The organism is Kordia sp. (assembly GCF_050633145.1).
Taxonomy (GTDB): Bacteria; Bacteroidota; Bacteroidia; order Flavobacteriales; family Flavobacteriaceae; genus Kordia.
Genome location: NZ_JBOEFY010000006.1, coordinates 34,738 through 57,466 on the forward strand (window position 1 = coordinate 34,738; position 22,729 = coordinate 57,466).

The 22,729-nt window shown below is 34.1% G+C and carries 18 protein-coding genes; 15 read left to right on the forward strand and 3 right to left on the reverse strand.

What is annotated here, in order from left to right:
• Positions 1 to 2 precede the first annotated feature (2 nt).
• From ACRBBL_RS04430 to ACRBBL_RS04450, 5 genes are all read left to right on the forward strand, one after another.
• The gene (locus ACRBBL_RS04430; protein ID WP_431367811.1) at positions 3 to 1,781 is read left to right on the forward strand and encodes a hypothetical protein; all 1,779 of its coding nucleotides are present in this window, start codon (positions 3 to 5) and stop codon (positions 1,779 to 1,781) included.
• Between the two features lie 12 nt (positions 1,782 to 1,793).
• Entirely contained in the window at positions 1,794 to 2,759 is a 966-nt protein-coding gene (locus ACRBBL_RS04435; RefSeq protein WP_431367812.1) for a hemagglutinin protein, read from the forward strand.
• Between the two features lie 229 nt (positions 2,760 to 2,988).
• Positions 2,989 to 3,291, forward strand: coding sequence for a hypothetical protein (locus ACRBBL_RS04440; RefSeq protein ID WP_431367813.1), 303 nt, complete (start codon positions 2,989 to 2,991; stop codon positions 3,289 to 3,291).
• A gap of 56 nt (positions 3,292 to 3,347) precedes the next feature.
• Complete coding sequence (locus ACRBBL_RS04445) at positions 3,348 to 4,289, forward strand: septum formation inhibitor Maf (protein ID WP_431367814.1); 942 nt, start codon at positions 3,348 to 3,350, stop codon at positions 4,287 to 4,289.
• Positions 4,290 to 4,775: 486 nt separating this feature from the next.
• Positions 4,776 to 6,002 carry an alginate lyase family protein gene (locus tag ACRBBL_RS04450; RefSeq protein WP_431367815.1) on the forward strand — a complete coding sequence of 409 codons (1,227 nt, stop codon included), beginning with the start codon at positions 4,776 to 4,778 and terminating at the stop codon, positions 6,000 to 6,002.
• Between the two features lie 70 nt (positions 6,003 to 6,072).
• On the opposite strand, the gene ACRBBL_RS04455 is transcribed toward ACRBBL_RS04450, so the two are convergent.
• The gene (locus tag ACRBBL_RS04455) at positions 6,073 to 7,935 is read right to left on the reverse strand and encodes a M1 family metallopeptidase (protein WP_431367816.1); all 1,863 of its coding nucleotides are present in this window, start codon (positions 7,933 to 7,935) and stop codon (positions 6,073 to 6,075) included.
• A gap of 163 nt (positions 7,936 to 8,098) precedes the next feature.
• On the opposite strand from ACRBBL_RS04455, the gene ACRBBL_RS04460 reads away from it, so the two are divergent.
• The 9 genes from ACRBBL_RS04460 to ACRBBL_RS04500 all read left to right on the forward strand — a co-directional run bounded on the left by ACRBBL_RS04460 (position 8,099) and on the right by ACRBBL_RS04500 (position 19,474).
• Positions 8,099 to 8,296: a hypothetical protein gene (locus ACRBBL_RS04460; RefSeq protein ID WP_431367817.1), complete on the forward strand. Its 198-nt coding sequence runs from the start codon at positions 8,099 to 8,101 to the stop codon at positions 8,294 to 8,296.
• A 30-nt stretch (positions 8,297 to 8,326) separates the two neighbouring features.
• Entirely contained in the window at positions 8,327 to 8,500 is a 174-nt protein-coding gene (locus ACRBBL_RS04465; RefSeq protein WP_431367818.1) for a hypothetical protein, read from the forward strand.
• A gap of 18 nt (positions 8,501 to 8,518) precedes the next feature.
• On the forward strand, positions 8,519 to 8,782 hold the full coding sequence (locus ACRBBL_RS04470) for a hypothetical protein (protein ID WP_431367819.1): 264 nt from the start codon (positions 8,519 to 8,521) through the stop codon (positions 8,780 to 8,782).
• 38 nt (positions 8,783 to 8,820) lie between these two features.
• On the forward strand, positions 8,821 to 9,006 hold the full coding sequence (locus ACRBBL_RS04475) for a hypothetical protein (RefSeq protein ID WP_431367820.1): 186 nt from the start codon (positions 8,821 to 8,823) through the stop codon (positions 9,004 to 9,006).
• Positions 9,007 to 9,435: 429 nt separating this feature from the next.
• A complete protein-coding gene (locus tag ACRBBL_RS04480) occupies positions 9,436 to 11,967 on the forward strand; it encodes a PIG-L family deacetylase (RefSeq protein WP_431367821.1) in 2,532 nt (843 codons plus the stop codon).
• A 121-nt stretch (positions 11,968 to 12,088) separates the two neighbouring features.
• Complete coding sequence (locus ACRBBL_RS04485; RefSeq protein WP_431367822.1) at positions 12,089 to 13,882, forward strand: sodium:solute symporter; 1,794 nt, start codon at positions 12,089 to 12,091, stop codon at positions 13,880 to 13,882.
• A gap of 88 nt (positions 13,883 to 13,970) precedes the next feature.
• On the forward strand, positions 13,971 to 16,325 hold the full coding sequence (locus ACRBBL_RS04490) for a hypothetical protein (RefSeq protein ID WP_431367823.1): 2,355 nt from the start codon (positions 13,971 to 13,973) through the stop codon (positions 16,323 to 16,325).
• A 75-nt stretch (positions 16,326 to 16,400) separates the two neighbouring features.
• Positions 16,401 to 18,614, forward strand: a complete 2,214-nt coding sequence (locus tag ACRBBL_RS04495) for a hypothetical protein (protein WP_431367824.1) — start codon at positions 16,401 to 16,403, stop codon at positions 18,612 to 18,614.
• 95 nt (positions 18,615 to 18,709) lie between these two features.
• A complete protein-coding gene (locus tag ACRBBL_RS04500) occupies positions 18,710 to 19,474 on the forward strand; it encodes a hypothetical protein (RefSeq protein WP_431367825.1) in 765 nt (254 codons plus the stop codon).
• Positions 19,475 to 19,560: 86 nt separating this feature from the next.
• Here the strand turns inward: ACRBBL_RS04500 and ACRBBL_RS04505 are convergent, their stop codons facing one another.
• Positions 19,561 to 20,937, reverse strand: coding sequence for a vanadium-dependent haloperoxidase (locus tag ACRBBL_RS04505; protein ID WP_431367826.1), 1,377 nt, complete (start codon positions 20,935 to 20,937; stop codon positions 19,561 to 19,563).
• A 151-nt stretch (positions 20,938 to 21,088) separates the two neighbouring features.
• Positions 21,089 to 21,931 carry a DUF2911 domain-containing protein gene (locus tag ACRBBL_RS04510; protein WP_431367827.1) on the reverse strand — a complete coding sequence of 281 codons (843 nt, stop codon included), beginning with the start codon at positions 21,929 to 21,931 and terminating at the stop codon, positions 21,089 to 21,091.
• Positions 21,932 to 22,052: 121 nt separating this feature from the next.
• On the opposite strand from ACRBBL_RS04510, the gene ACRBBL_RS04515 reads away from it, so the two are divergent.
• Positions 22,053 to 22,712 carry an MIP/aquaporin family protein gene (locus ACRBBL_RS04515; protein WP_431367828.1) on the forward strand — a complete coding sequence of 220 codons (660 nt, stop codon included), beginning with the start codon at positions 22,053 to 22,055 and terminating at the stop codon, positions 22,710 to 22,712.
• Positions 22,713 to 22,729 lie beyond the last annotated feature (17 nt).

Sequence of the window (22,729 nt, forward strand, 5' to 3'; positions counted from 1 at the left end):
AAATGAAAACGCGATATTTAGTACTATTACTGATCATTTTTCATGTTGGAAATTCGTTTTCACAAACACGCGGAATCAATTACAAAGCAGTAATTACAGACAATAATGGTTCACATTTGGTCAATCAATCCATTACAATTCAGTTTACCATTCTGGAAGGAAGTATGGCAACCAATGAAGTATACAAAGAAACACATACAACAACTACGAATGCAAACGGAATTGTGATTGTAAATATTGGTGAAGGTGTAAATATTTCTGGAGATTTTCAAACTATAAATTGGGGATTTGATACACATTTTGTAAAAACAGAAATAAATATAGGAAGTGGTTTTGTCGATTTTGGTACAACCGAATTTAAAACAGTTCCATACGCATTACATGCAGAAACGGTAAGTTCGACAGAAGATGCGAGTCCTTTTTCAGAATCTACTCCAAATAGAATTACTGCCTCCAATACAAATGCAGATTTTGTCATAGGAAGCACAAACACTGAAGATGAAAATAATATCAATTTAGATAGTCGATTATTTTTTGACAAATCGAAAGTAGCGTTTAGAGTTGGTTCAGTAGATGGCACACAGTGGAATGATGCAAATCGTGGTCTATATTCATTTGCTGCTGGAAGAAATACACGTGCAAGTGGCGTGGGAACAACAGCTTTTGGAAAAGATACGCAAGCACTTGTATCGTATGCTACAGCTTTAGGTGATGGCACAATTGCCAGTGGATATGCTTCATTAGTTGTGGGTGTTGGTACAAAATCGAATAACTCAAGTCAGTTTGTAAATGGTACATATAACATAGAAGACACAAATGCTTCCTTAATTGTGGGAAATGGAACAAGCGATACAGAACGTCAAAATGCATTTGTTGTAAAAAGTAATGGAAGTATCATTGTTGGCTCCAATCAATTTGAAAATGATTTTTCTACAAATACAGATGACTCACGCTTATTTTTTGATAAAAGCAAAGGCGCTTTAAGATCGGGAACAACACTTGGTGGACTTTTTGATTCATCTTATTGGAACGATTCAAATATAGGCGCAAACTCTACTGCTTTTGGATTGAATACCATTGCTACAGGAGACAATTCTGTTGCTTTAGGGGAACGTACGATCGCTTCTGGAAATTCGGCTGTTGCTGTAGGAAGACATAATGTAGATGATATCAATGCAGTATTTATGGTTGGAAATGGATCTCCTGGACCTTTGGGCGCTTCGTTAAGAAATACAGCTTTTAAAGTAATGCGAAATGGTACTGTCAATATTGAAGACTTGTCTGGTACAGGAACGCGTGATGTAAAAGTAAATGCTAATGGTGATTTAGTAGTCACAAGTTATGTGACAAAACATTATTGTTTAAGTCCATATGACTTTGAAGCTAGTTTTCCTGATGCGGAAATGCGAAAAAGTTTAGTATCAGTATACTTACTAGACAACCTCCCAGAAAGAGCGATAACTTCAGCTATCCATTTACCAGATGGAGCTACTATTACTGGATATACTGCTAACTATTTAGATAATTCGACAAGTACAAATTTACAGTTTGTTTTATATCGCGTTCCAAATGATACTGGTAACTCAATAGCTACGCTAGACATATTTACAACTTCTGGAAATGTAAATAGTAATAGATCGGAAATTGTAACTGGACTCTCAGTAGTTATTGATAATGAAAACTATTCATATGTTTTAAGAGTTGTTCCTTCAAGTGGACAAAATTGGGATGTACCAAATACTCATGTACGATCTGTTCAGATTCAATATCAAGAAAACTAAAGTATGTATAGCATGAAAAATATAATACTCATAAGTACATTCCTAGTTTCTTATACTGTTTTTGGACAACAATTATTAAAAAGTAGTATTGACAGTGGTGGTGATTTGTATACTACAGGAAATCATCAAATAGTATACACTTTAGGAGAAACCTTTACAGGAGAATTTCAAGGAAACATCAACATTTCAGAAGGATTTATAAATGCACGTTTTCAAATTAAAATAAGTCCAATTGTTTTTTTGCAAGGCCCTTTATTCAGTCCAAACATCGCGGGCTTAATGAATGACGATTTACGTTCAAATAATTATATTCCAACGACAAGTCCTTATGCAGACAATGCTACCGTAGATGCTTCGGTATTTACCGTTACGGGCAACAATGCTATTGTAGATTGGGTTTGGGTAGAGTTAAGACAGGGAGATGATACTACAAAAATAATAACATCAACATCGGCATTATTACAACGTGACGGAGATATAGTTGCAGTAGATGGCAGCTCTACATTGGTATTAAATGCAGCATCAGGCAATCATTATGTAGTTGTTAAACATCGTAATCACTTGAGTGTAATGTCTGCAAATCCAATTGCGCTTGTAGAAGCTACCACAACGATAGTCAATTTTACAAATAGTACATTTTTAACCTTTGGATCTCATGCACAAGTACAATCAACCAATAATACGATGGCACTTTGGGCAGGAAATGTAAATGGAGATGATATTATACAATATTCAGGAACGAACCCAGATGTTCCTAGCATTTTGTCAGAAGTATTAAATGCTTCAGGTAACTTTCTTAATTTCCCAACATATATTGTAAGTGGATATAATACTCACGATATAAATATGGATGGCAAAACACAATACACAGGAACCGAACCTGATTCACCTTTTATTCTTCAAAATGTATTAGCGCATCCAGGAAACTTTCTAAACTTTAGCACTTATCAAATACAAGAGAGATTGCCAGAAAACTAAAAAAACATAAAACTATTACAATTATAAAAAACTAGCAATGTCGGTTTTTTACGTTTCGAGTTGTTACTTATATGAGCGGTTTTGAATTGAAAACAAACAATTCATTTACCGTTCATATAAAATTTAGTGCAATTCATACATTAAAAACGCAATCTCAGAAATAAAATTCGGAATCTTCGCTAACATTCTGTAAATTAGAGGAGATTCCCTAAAAAAAACAACCCCGTAAGTGAAAAAATTTATACCCTGTATTATTATTTCATGTCTTTTTTCTTCCTTGCAATTTGTGCATTCGCAAGAAAGCATACAAAATACACCCGAAATTGCAGAAGTTTCGTTTGATCCTGCGTTTGCATTTCCTGAACCTAGCGCATTGTTAGATAATGCAGTTGCATTCAATACTGCAAGTACTATTCAATTACAAGCAGAAACCTCTACTAATTTCGTGTATGTCATTGCAACAATTTTATGTCTTTTGATTATTATTATCATAAGTTTCAGAATTAGAAAAAATACATTGAAATTGTTTTAACACATTGTTAAAGCGTTGGCGATATCATCGTTTTTAAATATCTTTATAAAAAAACGATGAAATCTATTTCCCGACAACTTGTTTTAGCAGCAATTACTGTAGTTGGAACCGTTATCGCATGTTCTAATGTGAAAAATGAAAATGTAGCTTCAACTCCTACTACTCAAAAAGTAGAAATAAAACCAGCTGCACAAGCAACTTCAGAAGCATTCAATAAATATTGGTATGCTGGCAAAGCAGAACTTACTTCTTTTGAATTGGAACAAGTGCGCTACGGCGAAATTCACAAAGGAAAAGCTGTATTGGTATATGTTACCGAAGATTTTAACCCCGAAAAACAAGTGAAAGCTGATCAGCAACGCGCAAATAACGTTCCTGTTTTAAAATTAAATACTACCAAAAAGTTCTATACAGGTATATATCCATATAGTGTAATGACGAGTACATTTTATCCAGTTAGCAACAATGTACATGCTATTAAAGTGACTTCTTCTATGCAAGAATGGTGCGGACATGTATTTACACAATTGAATAACAGAGAAAAATTTGATATACAATCGTATTCGTATTTTGAAAGTGAATCTGACCAGAAGTTTTCTATCGAGAAAGAAATTTTAGAAGATGAATTGTGGACAAAACTCAGAATAGATCCTTCACAATTACCACTAGGAACTCTACAAATAGTTCCTGCTTTCGAAGTATTGCGCATGAAACATATTCCGCTAAAAGCGTATGAAGTCAACGCTACTATGAATACCACCGGAAACTATTCGATCTATTTATTAGACTATCCAAAATTGAAAAGAAAACTTGCCATAAAATTCAACTCTAGCTTTCCTTATGACATTATTGGATGGACAGAGACTACTACGGTAGGTCATGGAAAATCAGAAAAAAGAATGGCTACTAAAGCAACGAAGATCAAACAGTTAAAAAGTCCATATTGGTCTAAAAATAGTGCAAAAGACAGCATTCTTAGAAAAGAACTAGGGTTATAATCCTACAAAACAACAAAACATATCAATGCAATCAAGTAGTGGTTGTACGGTAAAACCGTAATTAAAAGTTTAGGAATTTCCCGAAATTGAAAGTAATAATCTGATAAATTATTTACTAAGTATATTTAAGTCATAATTCCACGCTTAACCTGCTGGCTTAGATATCATCTCATTAAAAAAAGGATACAATATGCCCTTATTGTATCCTTTCTTTTTTTTATAGATTTTTGAGCTCACCTCAATTGATTATACGAATTAGAAATTTCCAATATTTTATTGATAATCTATTACTACAATATATAGATCCATCATGCTAACTATGATTAAGAGTATCCAAAATTCATGAGATAAATTTGACTTTGAATAAGAATATTGTAGTTTTAACTTCAACTAGGCTCATAACTTTAAGAAACGAAGTAACAACGGAATCATTAAGAAACATATCTGTTACTTACTATTGTACAGCTGGCTAAAGCAATCTCTTTAATGAAAAAAAGTTTACAAATTATACTCCTATTCTCAGTATTGCTAACATGTATGTGCAAAAGCACCGTTGTCAGCGATCAACACACGGAAACCATTTTAATGGATATGGAATACCTAATGCGCACAAAAACCCGAATTGATGCTAACGATCCAAAATTAAAATATGCTTTTAACCAACTCATAAAGGAAGCAGAAGCTGCGCTTCTAAAAGGACCATTTTCTGTAACTGATAAAGAAAAACTTCCGCCTAGTGGAGACAAACATGACTATGCGAGTTACAGTCGTTATTGGTGGCCTGATCCTACTAAACCTGATGGATTACCTTATATTTGGCGTGATGGTGAAACCAATCCTAAAAGTCAAAGTTTAAAAAATTCTGACAGGCAAAGAATTGGAGCTTTAAGCTCTTGTACTGAAACTCTTGGACTCGCCTATTATTTAACTGGAAAAGAGAAATACGCTGTAAAAGCGGCTGAATTACTTCGTGTTTGGTTTCTTGACGCAGCGACTCGTATGAATCCAAATGTTAATCACGCACAATGTAGACTTGGTCATAATAACGGAACTAAATCTGGTGTACTAGATGGTCGTTTAATGATAGGCGCTTTTGAAGGTGCTATTCTTATTAAAGGTTCTACAGCGTTAAGTAATGCCGAACATAAAAAATTGAAAGATTGGGCAGCAGCATATTTTGAATGGTTAACAACTAGCAAAATGGCACTTGAAGAAGCCGCTTCAAAAAATAATCATGGTTCGTTTTATGATGTTCAAGCTATGTACTTTGCACTGTATTCTGGAAATAATGATGCAGCTACTCAAGTGGCGCAAAATTTTATTCGCAATCGCCTTTTTTCACAGATAAAACCAGATGGTTCAATGCCTGAAGAAATGGCGCGTACTCGACCACTTTTTTACAGTATTTATAATCTACATGCCATATTTCTTGTAGCACATTTAGCTAAAAAAGTTGGTGTAGATATTTATAATGCAAATGATGAAAATTCACGTCTACGAACCGGACTTGATTATCTTATACCATATACTGATCCGAAAAAACCATGGCCACATCCATCGATTAAAAAAGCTGATAGAATGAAAATGTTTATCATTCTACAGATGGCTGATCATGCGTATCCAAACCAAAATTATTTAAATGCAGCAGAAACACTACCATTTGATAAGCGTAAAATTCAGCGTAATAATCTAGCTTTTCCACTTATCAGATAATTTTTCGTCAATTGTTTTTAGAATAAAAACCTAAAAATCAATTAATTCAATCTAATATTCAGTAATTCTCCTAATTCGAAATTCCTAACATATCATCAATCGTATTTGCAGTAACCGAATGATAATTTGCACGTGCTTTTTCATAAATACGTTTTGCATCTTCCAGTTTATCATTACGCTTAAATGCTTTGTATAGCGTAGAAACATACCAACGACGACCAACTGTCATCAAAAAGTTTTCTATGTGTTGATCTACATTATTTGCATGATAATCATGATTAATAGCTTGTTCAAACCAAACCATTGCGATGTATGAATTTGTAGCTGTTGAAAATTGGCAAGCAGTATCTAAAGCTGTAAATTTTTCAATAGAAATTTCTTTTGGAATGTTTCGTATAAAGTGAATTTTTTGTTGAATATTCCAGTCTTTTTTACACAATTCCGTTTCGTTCAGTGTTCCTTTTTCCCATTTTGCAATAGCTTCTTCTACTTTTTGAAACTTATCGGATGTAATTGTAGCGGCATTCTTTGGAACTCCTGCTTTATAAACCCAATCTTTTACATTAAACTCTACATTATTTTTTTCTAACAATTCAGTATTCAAATACTTCAAAAACTTTTCTGTAGTCATAGTCGAAAACGAATGTCTATTAAAATACTCTTTTAAGAAAACATCCATTTTATCGCGCCCAACAGTTTCTTCTAAAGTGCGCAAAAACAAATATCCTTTATCATAAGCAATACTATTCATTCCATCATCAGGATTTTTCCCTTTCAAGTCTAGCTTTAAATGTGTTGCTTCTGGCTGATCGTGAAAACCTTCAATTTCTTCTGCTAAATCTTGTCTACCAATAGAAGCCAACATGTTTGCGTGTTCCTTTCCATATAAAGCTTCCATAATGCGCATTTCAAAATACACTGTAAATCCTTCATTTAACCAGAAATCGTTCCACGTAGCATTCGTAACCAAATTTCCAGACCAAGAATGTGCCAATTCATGTGCTACCAAGCTTGTCAAACTTCGATCACCAGCAATTACAGTTGGTGTTGCAAAAGTCAATCGCGGATTCTCCATTCCGCCAAACGGAAAACTAGGCGGCAATACCACTATATCAAATTGATCCCAAGCGTATTTACCATATAAATTTTCGGCAGCATTCACCATTTTTTCCATGTCTGCAAATTCGTAATGCACTTTATCAATCATTGACTTTTCGGCATATACTCCAGTTCGTGGGCTAATTTCTTTATACACCAAATCACCAACTGCCAACGCAATTAAATAGGGTGAAATTGGTTGTTTCATTTCAAAACTATACTGTCCAGTTTCATTCTTTTCTTTCGGGTTTTCAGCACTCATAATTGCCAACAATTCTTTTGGCACTTTTACTCTGGCTGTATATGTTAATCGTACTTGCGGACTATCTTGAATAGGAATCCATGTTCGTGTTAAAATTGCTTGTCCTTGCGTTAACAAAAACGGATGTTCTTTATCGGCCGTTTGCTGCGGATTTAAAAACTGCAATGCTTCTGTTTTATCGGTAGTTTCGTAAGTGATTGAAACCGTTCTGGAGTCATTTTTAATAGGAATCGACAATGGTTGTCCCAATACAGGATCATTCGCGCCAAGCGAAAACTTCACCTTTTCTCCATCGACAAAAGTTTCCTGAATTTTTAAATGTTTCGCATCAAATATAATTTCGGTAGCATTTGTACTTTCAATTGTATACCTCGCGGTTCCTTTGATGATTTCTTTTTCAAAATCTACGTTAATATCTAACAATAAATGTTTCGCTACAGCTTCGTTAGGTTTTGCATACGAATGCGTATCGTTTGCATACGAACTCGTTTTTCCCATCTCTTTTTCGGTATTTGAACAACTTACCACACATAAAGCAAGTAGTAAAAAAGCAGTTTTTTTAAAAATAGTCATGAATGTCTCTGTAATTATATGGTTTAATCGATTTTTTCAAAACTACATAAATTATTAAGAATATAACGAAATCAAAGCTGCTCAAATGTTAAGTAAGGCATTCCCATACTAAGTTTAAGTTCATTTTTTTTAAATTTTAAACGTTAACCAAAAAATTATAATCATGTTAAAAAACATTTCAAATTTAAAAGGAACGAAAGTTCTGAGTAAAAAAGCACAAAAGGTAGTAGGTGGAATGAGACCTAGGCCTATTTCACAGCCATGTGGTGGAACAGGTGGAATACCGATTAGCTGGCCGCAAGATCGTTGTTTTGGCTGGGGAATTGTTTGGTATAATAACCAATGTTATGCATGTTACTAAAATTATTTAACTCATTTAAAACAGTTTACCATGAAAAAAAGAAATTTAAAAAATTTACAACTTAACAAGAATTCAATTTCAAGCTTAGAAACTAAAAGCATTGTAGGAGCTACAGGACGCGCTTGTCATGCCGAAAGTATTATTATCTGTGATGAAGGAAAAACTGAAACAAACTGTCTGTTTAACTCTAATTGCATTTGCTAATTTTAAAAAAAATGAATCATGAAAAAAAAGAATTTAAAAAGTTTAACGCTTAATAAGAAATCAATTTCAAGCTTAGAAATGAATACTTCAAAAGGAGGATATCAATCTGAAAATGGTTCTTGTTTTTGGCAAGATTGCCCATCTAGAGATCCTGATTTTATGAGTGATTGCTACTGTCCATACAATGGCGGTGGCGGCGTTGGAAATAACACCAATGGTTGCCCTACACAAGCCGGTTGTGGCTCTGGCGGTTCTTGTGACTGGGAAGATTGTGAAGCTTAGAAAAAGTCACAGATACTAATTGTTAAAATCATAAACTTATGAAAAAAAGAAATTTTAAAAGTTTACAACTTAGTAAAAAGTCTATCTCTAATTTAGATACTTCCGCTCCAAAAGGTGGACGTGATTCTAATAATAGACAATGTTACTCAGAAAATGTAGGAACTTGCTATTGGCTCGACTGTCCATTTCCGGAAAGTCGTCGTCCAACACTTTGTTGTGAATAGATGAAATATACATTCTGTATACATAAGCGGGCTTCGGTCCGCTTTTTTTATTAGAAAAAAGAAAAGTGACCCGAAGATCACTTAAAAGTTACTCACACAAGAAGCAGGTTGCTTTTCCTCTACAGGTTTTATTTTTTGTAGGACCAACTCCTCCTGTAACAAATTGATATTCAAACTTAGACACGCACTTTTTGTTAAGGTTCAAATTTTTTAACACTCTTTTTTTCATACTATATATTTTTAAGTTATGATAAATATAGAAGTCAAAAAAAAGCGAAGCAAATCATCGTACTGACTTTAGATATATTGTCTAGTAATAAATCTGTTGGTTTCTCAACTCAATTTCGACGAAAGTTAAAGAACGTTAAAAATAGGCTTCAATACATGAACTTTTCTATTTTTGATGCTAACTGAACCAAATATTTCCTAATGAGAAAATTATTACTGTTTATTTTAGTGAATTGTGCTTTTATTTCTACAATTTCTGCTCAAAAACCTGATAAACTTTCCTCCAACCAAATCTACGAGAAAGTACAAAAATTGAACTTTTTAGGTTCTGCACTTTATATCGCAGCGCATCCCGATGATGAAAATACACGACTCATCGCCTATTTGTCTAATAATGTAAAAGCACGTACAGCCTATTTGTCATTGACACGTGGTGATGGTGGACAGAATTTAATTGGACCTGAAATTAGAGAACAACTTGGCGTTATTCGTACACAAGAACTACTTGCAGCACGTCGTGTAGATGGCGGGCAGCAACTGTTTACACGTGCAAATGATTTTGGATATTCTAAGCATCCAGATGAAACGTTAGATATTTGGAATAAAGACGAAGTATTAAGCGATGTGGTTTGGGCAATTCGAAAATTTAAACCAGACGTAATTATCAATCGTTTTGATCATAGAACGCCAGGAAGAACGCACGGACATCATACAACTTCTGCCATGTTGAGTATGGAAGCTTTTGATTTGGCTGGCGATAAAACAAAATACACTTCTCAATTAGGAACATACGATGCTTGGCAACCAACTCGATTATTTTTTAACACGTCTTGGTGGTTCTATGGAAGTCGTGAAAAATTTGAGAAAGCTGATAAAAGTAAAATGTTGAATTTTGATATTGGTGTGTATTATCCACTAAAAGGATTGTCAAACAACGAATTGGCTTCTATTGCAAGTAGTCAACATTTATGTCAAGGTTTTGGACGATTGACTTCGCGTGGAACGCAACAAGAATATGTAGAGTTTTTAAAAGGTGATTTCCCTAAAGATAAAAGCAATATATTTTCAGGAATTGATACTTCTTGGAGTCGTGTAAAAGGCGGAAAGGCCATTGGAAACATATTATATGCTATTGAAAAAGATTTTGACTTTGTAAATCCTGCTTCACATTTACCACAATTGATGAAAGCTTATGGAATGATTCAAAACTTAGAAGACGATCATTGGAAAACGATTAAGCTTGCTGAGATTGAAAATATTATTCAGGCTTGCGCCGGATTGTACTTAGAAGCTTCTGCGACAGCATCAAGCGGAACGCCTAGAGCAAATGTAGCCGTGAATATTGAAGCGCTAAACAGAAGTAATGCAACGATCAAGTTGATTTCAATGACTTCAACTAGCGATCAAAAAACTACTCCACAGAACTTAAATTTAGCAGCAAACAAAAGAGAAAACCTTTCACTAGAAGCAAATTTAGCAACAGATACGTATTCTGCACCATATTGGTTATTTGAAAAAGGAACTTTAGGAATGTACAACGTAGCCGATCAACAGTTACGCGGATTACCTGAAACACCAAGGCCAGCAATGGTTAAGTTTAATCTAGAAATTGAAGGGAAATCAATTACAATTACAAAACCTGTTGTCTATCGTTATTCAAAACCAGATAAAGGAGAATTGTATCAACCATTTGAAATTTTACCAGAAGTTACTGCTAACTTTAAAGACAAGGTAATTATTTTTTCAAATGATAAAACCAAAGAAATTCCGGTAACGGTAAAGGCAGGAAAAGATAATGTTGATGGCTATGTATCTATCAAACATCCGTATAGCTGGAAAGTGTATCCTGCAAAGCAAAAAGTGAACATTCAGCAAAAAGGAGACGAAGTTACCTTAATGTTTACCGTAGTGCCGCCTTCAACGCAAAGTGAAGGTGTACTAACTCCAGAAGTATATATTGGGGATAAAAAATACACGCAAGCGTTAAACGAAATTGAATACGATCATATTCCGAAACAATCAGTTTTATTACCTTCAGAAACGAAAGTGGTTCGTTTAAATATTCAGAAAGGCGGACAGTATATTGGGTATATTCAAGGTGCTGGAGACGCCATTCCTGAAAGTTTACGTCAAATTGGATATCATGTAGAAATAATTGATCCATCTACAATCAGTGGCGAATCGCTTGAAAAATACGATGCAGTTGTCGTAGGAATTCGTGCCTACAATACTGTTGATGAATTAAAATTCAAACAAAAATACATTTTAGACTACGTTAAAAATGGTGGAAATGTAATTGTTCAGTACAATACAAATCGCCGTATAAAAGTAGAGCGCGATGAATTGGCACCATTTAGCTTACAACTTTCTAGAGATCGTGTAACAGACGAAAACGCCAAGGTTGAAGTAATTGCAAAAGACCATTCTATTGTAAACTTTCCAAACAAAATAGAAGCCAAAGATTTTGACGGTTGGGTACAAGAACGTGGATTGTATTTCCCAAATAGTTGGGCAAATGAGTTTACACCAATACTTTCCATGCATGACAAAGGAGAAACTGCTAAAAAAGGAAGTTTGTTAATTGCCAAATACGGAAAAGGAAACTACATCTATACAGGATTGAGTTTCTTCCGCGAATTGCCTGCGGGCGTTCCTGGTGCATATAAACTCTTTACAAACATGATTTCTGTTGGAAAAGAACAAGTAATCACTAAAAAGGAACTAAAAAACTAAGCCATGAATACTGAAAAATTTGTCTGGAAAAAAATGTATACAATCATTTTGGTAGCCAATTTGGCGTATATCCTTTTCTTTTACCTAATCATGAATATTTTTTCATAACCCCACAAATCACATGCAAGCATTAGACTGGACTGTATTAATAGGAACATTGGCCGCAATTGTTGGTTATGGAACTTGGAAAACACGCGGAAGTAAAAACGCAGAAGATTATATACGAGGTGGAAGTACTACTAAATGGTGGACTATCGGTTTGTCAGTTATGGCAACACAAGCAAGTGCCATTACCTTTTTATCAACCACAGGACAAGCATTTAGCGACGGAATGGGATTTGTACAATTCTATTTCGGTGTTCCAATTGCAATGGTAATTATTTGTATGGTGTTCATTCCACTGTATCACAAACTCAAAGTATATACCGCATACGAATTTTTAGAAAATCGTTTCGATTTAAAAACCAGAAGTTTAACAGCAATTTTATTCCTTATTCAACGTGGATTGGCAGCTGGAATCACGATTTTTGCACCTGCTATTATATTATCAATTGTTTTAGGTTGGAATTTAGTGACCTTAAATATTATCATTGGTGTTTTAGTGATTATTTATACCGTTTCCGGAGGAACTAAAGCTGTAAGTGTTACTCAAAAACAGCAAATGTTCGTAATTTTTGCAGGAATGTTTGCGGCGCTTTTTATCACCTTAGATTTAATTCCTGATGATATAAGTTTTACAAGTGCGCTTGATATTGCTGGTGCGAGTGGAAGAATGGAAGTATTAGATTTTTCATTCGATTTAGATAATAGATATACGATTTGGACAGGAATTATTGGAGGAAGTTTCTTGGCACTCTCCTACTTCGGAACCGATCAAAGTCAAGTACAACGTTATCTTTCGGGGAAATCTGTAAAAGAAATGCGTTGGGGAATGATGTTCAACGGATTGTTGAAAGTACCAATGCAGTTTTTTATTCTTTTGGTAGGAATCATGGTATTTGTATTTTATCAATTCAATCCTGCTCCGTTAAACTTTATTGATGCTTCTACAGAAAAAGTATTGGCTTCAGAATATAGCGACGAATACAAAACGTTACAAGAAAAGCAAGCTGTATTATTCGAAAAGAAAAAAACGGTGAGTTTACAATTGGCAAAGTCATACAATGATGCTGACAAGAAAAATTTATTACGTTTAGATAGTATTGAAAAAACATACAGAGCAGAATCAAAGTACTTAATAAAACGTACAATTGATCCTGAATATAGTGCGGATTACGATAAACTATCAGCAGAAGTACTTGCACTCGCAAAGAATCCAAAAAGCGAGGAATACATTGCTAAGAAAGCTGAACTTAAAACATTGTATAAAAGCTCAGCAAAAGATAGCGAAACCAATGACCGTGATTATATGTTTATCTCGTTCATTTTAAAATATTTACCACACGGATTAATTGGATTATTACTAGCCGTAATTCTATCGGCAGCTATGTCGTCTACAGCTTCAGAAATTAATGCATTGGCAACTATTACTTCTATCGATTTATACAAGCGAAATTTAAAAGAAGAAAAAGACGATGCACATTATGTAAAAGCAACAAAAATGTTCACCTTAGGTTGGGGAATTGTTGCTATTATTATTGCTTGTTTCGCTAGTTTGGCTGAAAATTTAATTCAATTAGTAAATATTATCGGTTCTATCTTTTATGGAAATGTATTGGGTATTTTCTTATTAGCTTTCTTCTTTAAAAAGATAAAAGGAAACGCTGTTTTTACAGGAGCCTTAATTACGCAAGTGCTGGTCATAGGCATTTGGTATATTGACATTATGCCGTTTTTATGGTTAAATTTAGTAGGCTGTGTATTGGTTATTTTATTGGCAACAATATTACAAATGACGCAGCGGAAAGTAGTTTAAATTTTGTGTTCGGTAAAAAATAATTTGCGTTTTCAACGCAACCTTTTGTATTTTCAGACATCCAAGATGTATAAACCGTAACCAAATTATGAAAAAATTAACGAAACTGTTCATTGCATTTACCTGTATTGTATGCTTACATAGTTGTAATGAAGATGATTTTGACACACGAACTGTCCCAAATCTACAAACCGAAGAGGACATTTTACGTGACGAAGAATTCATTGCTGAAAACTTTGGAGGATTTACTACTGGAAACTTCTTTGGAGTTGTTGAAGATATAAATGAAGGAAGACTAAACAATGTACAAGTTACTATTGGAAACAAAACTACATATACAGATCGTAATGGTATCTTCTTGATCAAAGATGCAGATGTCTACGAAAACTTCGCATACATCAAAACAAAAAAAGAAGGATATATTAATGGATCGAGAGTTGTTATTCCTAAGCTTAATGGAGAAAACAGAATCATAATTTCAATGCATAAAAAGGAAATTGTAGCTTCTGTAAATTCTGGGGAATTCTCTACCGTATCCTTACCCAATGGAACAAAAGTAAACTTTAGTGGCGGTTTTGTTCGACAAGATGGAACTACTTATAACGGACAAGTAGATGTAGTTTTGCATTATATAACTCCAAATTCAGTAAATACATTTAGACGTATGCCTGGAAGTTTATTTGCACAAACTACAGAAAATGATGCCGTAAACTTAGAGACCTTAGGCATGATGTCTGTCAATTTATTTTCTCCTTCTGGAGAACAATTAAATATAAATAAATTCAACCGTGCTACGCTTGAATTTCCTATTACAACAGTTAATGCTCCTGACTTTATTCCTTTATGGTATTTTGATGAAGAAAGAGGCTATTGGAAACAAGAAGGACAGGCAGTGAAGTTTTCTAATATGTATGTTGCCGAAGTTTCTCATTTTACTTGGTGGAATTGTGATTTACCATTAGAATTCGTAAATGCCTGCTTTTCATTATCATTAACCAATACAGATGATGCAGTACCATATCATGTTATTATTAAACGTGCGGTAGGTTCTCCAATTTTATATTATGGAATCATGACTGCTAATGAAGGAATTGAATGCGGTTTAATTCCAAGAAATGAAGAAATTAGAATTGAAGTATACAGGTCATTAGGTATTTGCGAAGGAGCTTTAATTCACTCAGAAACGCTTGGCGGATATGCTACAGACACAAATATCAATGTTTCTTTTTCGCATCATGAAGGTCAAGTTACAAACGTTACCGGAATGGCGACTAGTTGTGATGGCGATCCTATTACAAATGGTTATATCTATATAAATGACATAAATACTTTTGTGATAGACGATGGAATCATAGACATATCTGTTCCTTATTGCGACGATACTATAGCAACGATTCAACTATTTGATTTTGACACAAATTTATGGACTATTATTGAAGATATAACACTTACTCAAGAAGCCATTAACTTAGGAAACGTGAGTGTTTGTGATGCTTCTGGAGGAATATTTAACGGAAATCTTATACTATCTACACAACAAGAAGTAAATGATTTTGGTGCCTTTGGAATTACAACAGTTAATGGTGATTTAACAATTGGAAATGAGAATAACTACACAGACATTGTAGATTTAAGTTTATTATCTTCCATCACATACATTACTGGCGATTTAACTATTGCTGGTAATGAAAACCTAACGAGTTTACAAGACTTAGGAAACATTGCCCAAGTTGATGGTCATGAACTTCTTATTAAAAACAATCCTTCTATAACATCACTCGCTGGATTCAACAATTTGACAACTATTCCTACCTTAATAATTGACAACAATAGTGGGCTACAATCCCTTACTGGTTTCTCAAACACCTTTTCTATTGAACAAGCTCTTCGTGTTTATAACAATGCAAATTTAACTTCATTAAATGGAATCGAGAACTTTGGCTGGAGTTCAGAAAAAAGTTTGAGTATTCATAATAATGATGCGTTGACTTCTTTGCAAGGTATAGAAAGCATCACTACACTACGTTTTTTAAATATTCGTTACAATGACGCACTTGCTTCACTTGCACAATTAGAAAATTTAACTACGTTATTAGATATTCTTATTGATGACAACGATTCGTTAATTAATTTACAAGGTCTAGAACAACTTACACAAGCTAGAAGTCTAATTGTTGCAAACAATGACGCTTTACAAAGTTTAGACGGAATTGAAAACTTGAGTCTTGTTCCAACTTCATTCACATTGATTAATATTGGAGTCATACAATGGGAAGGTGACTGTGGCGGACATACTGATGGTCCAAATCCGAATTTAACCGATTTTTGCGCACTAAGTAATGTACTAACTACTTACGACTGGATTAATAACTGTGCTGTTATCGAAAATAACGCCTATAATCCTACTCCACAAGACATTCTTGACGGCAACTGTAGTCAGTAAAATAAATTAGTTTGGTTAATTTACGCAACCATTTGTAGGTTTTTGCATCTCATGTGTACATACCTAACAATAACTATGAAAAAACTAACCAAACTAATCTTTGTGTTTGTATGCATTTTATCTATCCAAAATTGTAAGGATGATGACTTCAACAATGCTGGAGATACTACAAATCCAGAAACGGAAGCTGTCAGAGATGAACAATTCAAATCAGAAAACTTCGGAAACGCCACTACTGGAAAATTCATTGGTACAATTACCGATACTTCTGGAAATAAATTAGAAAACGTACAAATTACTATTGGAAATACCACAACCGTAACAAATAACAACGGACTCTTCATTTTAAATGATGTAGCTGTTTTTGAAAATTTTGCCTACGTAAAAGCTGAAAAAGATGGATATATAAAAGGATCTAGAGTTGTATTACCAAAAACTGATGGTGTAAATATTATAAATATTGCTCTCTTCCAAAAAGACGTCATCGCAACAGTTAATTCTGGAGAAACTTCACAAGTATCATTACCAAATGGTGCAGAAGCAAACTTTAGCGGTGATTTTATTACTGCTGCTGGAGAAAGTTATAATGGTCCAGTAGATGTAGTTTTACACTATATAACTCCAAATTCAGAAGAAACATTTACACAAATGCCAGGAAGTTTATTTGCGCAAACAGCTGCCAATGAAGCCAGAGCTTTGGAAACGTATGGAATGCTTTCTGTAAATCTTTTTTCTCCTTCTGGGGAAGAACTAAATATAGATAGTAACAGTCCAGCAACGATTGAATTTCCTGTTGATGTAAGTCAAACTAGTATTGCTCCAGAAACTATAAACTTATGGTATTTTGATGAAGAAAACGGATACTGGAAAGAAGAAGGACAAGCTATAAAAGAAGGTAACAAATATGTTGCAGAAGTAACACACTTTACATGGTGGAACTGTGACATTCCTTTTGATTCTATTGAATTCTGTTTTTCAATATCTCCATTACATACAGATACTACAATTCCATATTATGCAGTGATTACGCGTGTATCAAACAATCAAATAATTTATAATGGAGCTGTGTATGCTTACGATATTGAATGTGGCTTAATTCCTAGAAATGAAGAAATTTTAGTACGTATTTATAGTAGCAGTGCTAGTTGTAACGAGCAATTAGTACACTCGGAAACATTTGGTGGTTACGCTACTGACACTTCAGTTAATATTTCTTTTACCGAAGAAGTTACTTCAACATCCATAACAGGAATCGCAACAAATTGTGATGGCGATCCTATCACAAATGGATACGTTTACATAGATAACGACAATACATTTAGTATTACTGACGGGACTATTAATTTTGCTTATTTAAATTGCTCTCTAGAAACAATCACATTTCAAATATTAGATTTTGATACAGGTTTATGGGCAATTATAGATAATGTTTTTATAGATGGTAATGCTGTCAACCTAGGAGCCGTTAGTACATGCGAAACTGGAGGCGGCACCTATGATGGTGACGTTGTTCTACTTACTCAAGAAGATGTAAATGATTTTGGAATATTTGATTATGCTATAATTAATGGAGATCTTGATATAGGTAGCAACTCTAGTTCTGACAATATTCTTGATTTAGCTCCTTTAGAATCTCTTGAGATGATTAACGGTAGGTTTACCATCATAAACAATACAGCGTTAAGTTCGTTAAATGGATTACATAACTTAGAAACCTTACACAGTTTGGCTATCCTTAATAATGATCAATTAACATCACTTTCGGGCTTAGACAATTTAACAGCTATTACCGCATTTACACACATTTCATCCAATGATGGATTAATTTCTTTAGAAGGATTAGAAAACCTTACTAGCATAGATCATTTTTTACTTACCTCTAATAGTGCACTAACTTCGCTGAGCGCATTAGAAAGCTTAACAGAAGTACACTTGTTATTGGTCGATCATAATGATTCGCTCATAAATTTTGAAGGCTTAGAACAAGTTACTTCCATAGCTGTTTTAGCCATAATAGAGAATAATTCTTTAGAAAGTTTAAATGGATTACAAAATATCACCTCTTTAATAGAAAGTCAATATGCCGAAGCAATTTCTATTGGTGTACGTCCAACCTTCATAACAAATACAACAGAAGTTGAACCTGGTCCAAATCCAAACTTAGTAGACTTATGTGGGCTACAAAATTTATTTGTAAATGGTAATACATCAGATTTTCAAATAGCTATTGAAAATAATCCTATCAATCCTACAACACAAGATTTTATTGATGGCAATTGTAGTCAATAAAAACGAATACATATAGAGTCTTAAGAAAATCCTTTCCCGTTGGAAAGGATTTTTTTTAGTAATTTTCTGAATAATTATTGAAAATAGGATACCTTATGACCAACTTTGCTATCATATTATACATTTCAGATTTATTAAAATACTTTGCAGTTCCGGCGGCGGCTTTTGAATTTTTAAGTGACGAAAAAAAGTTGCAACTAGAAAAATGGATTCTTAAAAAACTTCCTAAATTTTTGTTATATGCCGTAATTTTTTTCTTTGGAATATCACTTACAATAACAGCGCTGGCATACGGAAGTATCTTTTTAGTTGCTGGTTTAATCGTTATTGCGATTGTAGGTTCTGCATTCTCAGAAACCATCTCAGATTATCGGTTTGCCATACTTTTAATTGCACTGATTTTTGCCGCAATTCAACAATGGATTCTTCCCGAATCATGGACAATTGCACTGGCATATCCGTTGGAATTCATTTGCGATATTTTTCAAAAAGTGCCAATTATAAATAGTTTCTTACCAGATTATGATGCAGTTCAATTTGTAACCAGTTTCCAAAGTTTCTTTGATAAAATGAATCTTGATTTTAGTGGTTGGATATACATTGTAAAAGTGTATGCATTTGCTACTAAAGGACTTTTACTAATGATTATTTTGTCGCTGGATATTTTTGCTATTCTATTTGTTTGTCTTATTGTTTTCTTAGTGCTTTTGGTTCCACTAAACGCCGTTATTAAACTGTCAGATTTCATCAAAAAAATCTTCAAAATAAAAGAAAAAGCAATTCCAATTGGAGCTTTCATTATCTGGTCATTAGGAGAAACCATTGCAATTATTGTGAATTCATATATACTTTTCTCGTAACCAACACACTATTGTTGAACTATATAAAAACAAAAAAGCCTTTCTACAAGTAATAGAAAGGCTTTTATATTTTATAAAATGTATTATTACTGTGAAAGATCAAAAGTATTTACAGCATTCGAAATTTCATAACCTAAGCGTAAACCTTCCGTACAATCCATTCGTAAATGTACGCCTAATGGCACACGTGAAAATCCATTTTCTTCAGCCATATCTGTAAAGGTTGAATACGTTCTTGGATCACCTCTAAACTCGGTTCTTCCTTCGTGAGAACGATCTGTAAAATTTGTATTGTTTCCAAAATGATGGATAAATATTCCCGCTGCAGCGGAAGCAAACGTTGAATGCCCTGATGGATAACTTGGAAATGTCGGATTTGGCCAAGAGATAAACGGAAATAAGTTCGTTTGAAAAGCTGGATCAATAAATTCTTGAATGTACACACTTGGGCGCATTACCATGTATTCATACTTATCTGCCCAAGTAGAAACCGCAGCATCATTTAGTGAAAAGCCTAATTTTAATAGTATAATTAATGCTGTCTGATGATCTACATCGTATTGTTCAATCAATTGATTAGCGATAGAAATTTGCCTTCCTGGAGGTCCCATCATTAAATTTTCTACATCATTTGACCAAAACTCAGCAATCCACAATCCTTCAGTGTCCGTTGTTCTTGCTGCTTCGCTTGCTGTATACACTTCTTCCATTGCTGCATAATAATCGCTTGTAGCATCTTCACTATAGGTTAATGATGGTGGAACTGTAGAAGTTTCTTCTGTAGAAATTACAAACGTACGTACGGAAGACCAATACGGAAATAATCCTCTCTCCAATTCGTCACTATACGTCCAAAACCCTACTCCTACTGGCGGTTCATAAGTAGTTGGTTGTGGATTTAAAATTTGAGCCTCTGCTTCTATATCAGTTTGGCTATACGTAATAACTTGTTGTGCTATATAATTTCCCCAATCTTGAGAATTTGCTACAATAGTCGCATCTATTCCTTGTGTCAATTCTGCTTCTTTCTGTTGACGTAGAATGTTAATTTTAGCATCAATATCTGAGCGTACATTGTACATAAAGTGATCCATTGCAGTTGCATAACAAGCATTTAAGGCAATCGCAATATTGACATTGGGTTGTCTTTGGGTAAAATCAATCACCAATTCTGCGTATCGATCTTTATTAGACGTATAGCCCAACATATCTTCCACACACACTTCAAAAGCTGCCAAATGGATGTATGCTAAAGCACGTGTTGTTGCGTTTGGTCGCATGCCAGTTGCATAGCGATCTAATTCACACCAAAGCGTATTCCAATCAAGAATAACTTGTGTAATTTCATTTGTAATCACAGGAGTTGTTGGCTGTATTGTCACATCTAGTTGTTCATCAGAACAAGAAGTTGATACAATAGCGGTAATAAGCACTAAAAATAGTACTCGTATAGAAAGTTTCATGTTAATAGGTTGTTTTTAAGAAGCTCAATTTAATTTATTTTTAAAAACTATGCACAAAAATCGTTGAGAATTCTACTTAAAAACTTAAATACATAAAAAAAAGCCTTTCTGAAATTTCAGAAAGGCTCTTATATTTTATAAAGTATGTGGCTTATTTAGACCACTCTTTGATAGAATCTTTGTTCATTTTTACATAATCTTTGTTTCCTGCTTTTTCAGCTAATGCTAATGATTCTTTAGCAATTTTAACTGCATCTGCTTTTTTACCCATCTTAGCGTAAATTAAAGATTGTTGTCTTAAGTACCAGAATCTTGGCTGATCTTTTGTCATTTCGATCGCTTTATCAATCCACATCTTAGACTTGTCCATATCTTTTCCTTCTTCTAAGTAATATCTAGCAGCAGAAAAATAATCACCAGCAGAAGGTCCGCCCATCATTTTTTCAATACTAGCTGTCGCTTTCTTATCAGTTGGCACTACAAAAGGAACAACTACTAAGGTTTTGTCCCACTTAAATTCGATATCAGCTCCTGTGCTAGAAAGGTTTGCAATATCAATAGTAAATGATTCTGTCTTATAAGGCATTTTATTTACAGGCGCTACTGCTTTTGCAACAACTTTTGAATCGTCCCAATTTCTTGGAGTTCCCCAGTTTGAAGCGTCACTGTATATAATAACTTCCCATGTTTTAGCACTTGGCTTTGTAAAAATAGCGTATGTTCCAGCTTTCACTGCAGATCCACCAATAGTTACGTCGTCACTAAATGTAATTTTCGTATTTGCATTTGCTCCAGTTCTCCACATTTTATCGTTAGGAACTAATTCACCAAATATTTTTCTTCCTTTCATTGCTGGTCTAGAGTACTCAATAGTTACTTCTGTTAATCCAACAGTTTGAGTTAATTTTGCACTTGGGCTAGGTTGTGGCGTTTCTATTTGTGCTTGAACACTGATTCCTGCTGCTAAGAAACACGCCAAAAGTAGTTTTTTCATCTTTACTGATATTTTAGAGTTTTTTATTTTGACGAATTTACGCAGAAACCTTACGTGTAAATGTTAACAAATACTTAAAATAAGAAATAGTATTTTTGCTTCTAGCTAAAGAATACCAAACATGAAGAATTATATTTCGGAGTTTATAGGAACATTTACAATGGTTTTTTGCGGAACTGCTGCCATGGTTGTCAATGATATTACTGGAGAAATTACGCATCCTGGTGTTGCAATTACTTGGGGTTTGGTTGTTATGGGAATGATTTATGCATTTGCAGAAATTTCTGGAGCACATTTTAATCCAGCTGTGACCATTGCATTTTCGTATGCCAAAAAATTTCCTTGGAAGGAAGTTCCAAAATATATTCTTTCACAATGTTTAGGCGCTATTTGTGCTAGTTTGCTAGTATATATGTTCTGGCCACAAAGCGAAACGCTTGGCGCAACCATTCCAACAATTATAGCTTGGAAAGCGTTGATTTTAGAGTTTTTCCTCACATTCTTCTTAATGGTAGTCATTATTAATGTATCTACAGGAAGTAAAGAAACAGGAACGATGGCAGGAATTGCTATCGGTGGTATTGTGCTATTAGAAGCTATGTTTGCAGGTCCTATGACCAAAGCTTCTATGAATCCTGCACGTTCTTTGGGTCCTGCATTGGTATCTGGACAATTAACGCATTTATGGCTATACATAGTTGCTCCAATTTTAGGCGCTTTGGCTGCTGTTGTAAGTTGTAAGCTTGTAAAAGCTGAAAACTGCTGTGAAACAGACTGTTAAGATCAAAAATATTTCAT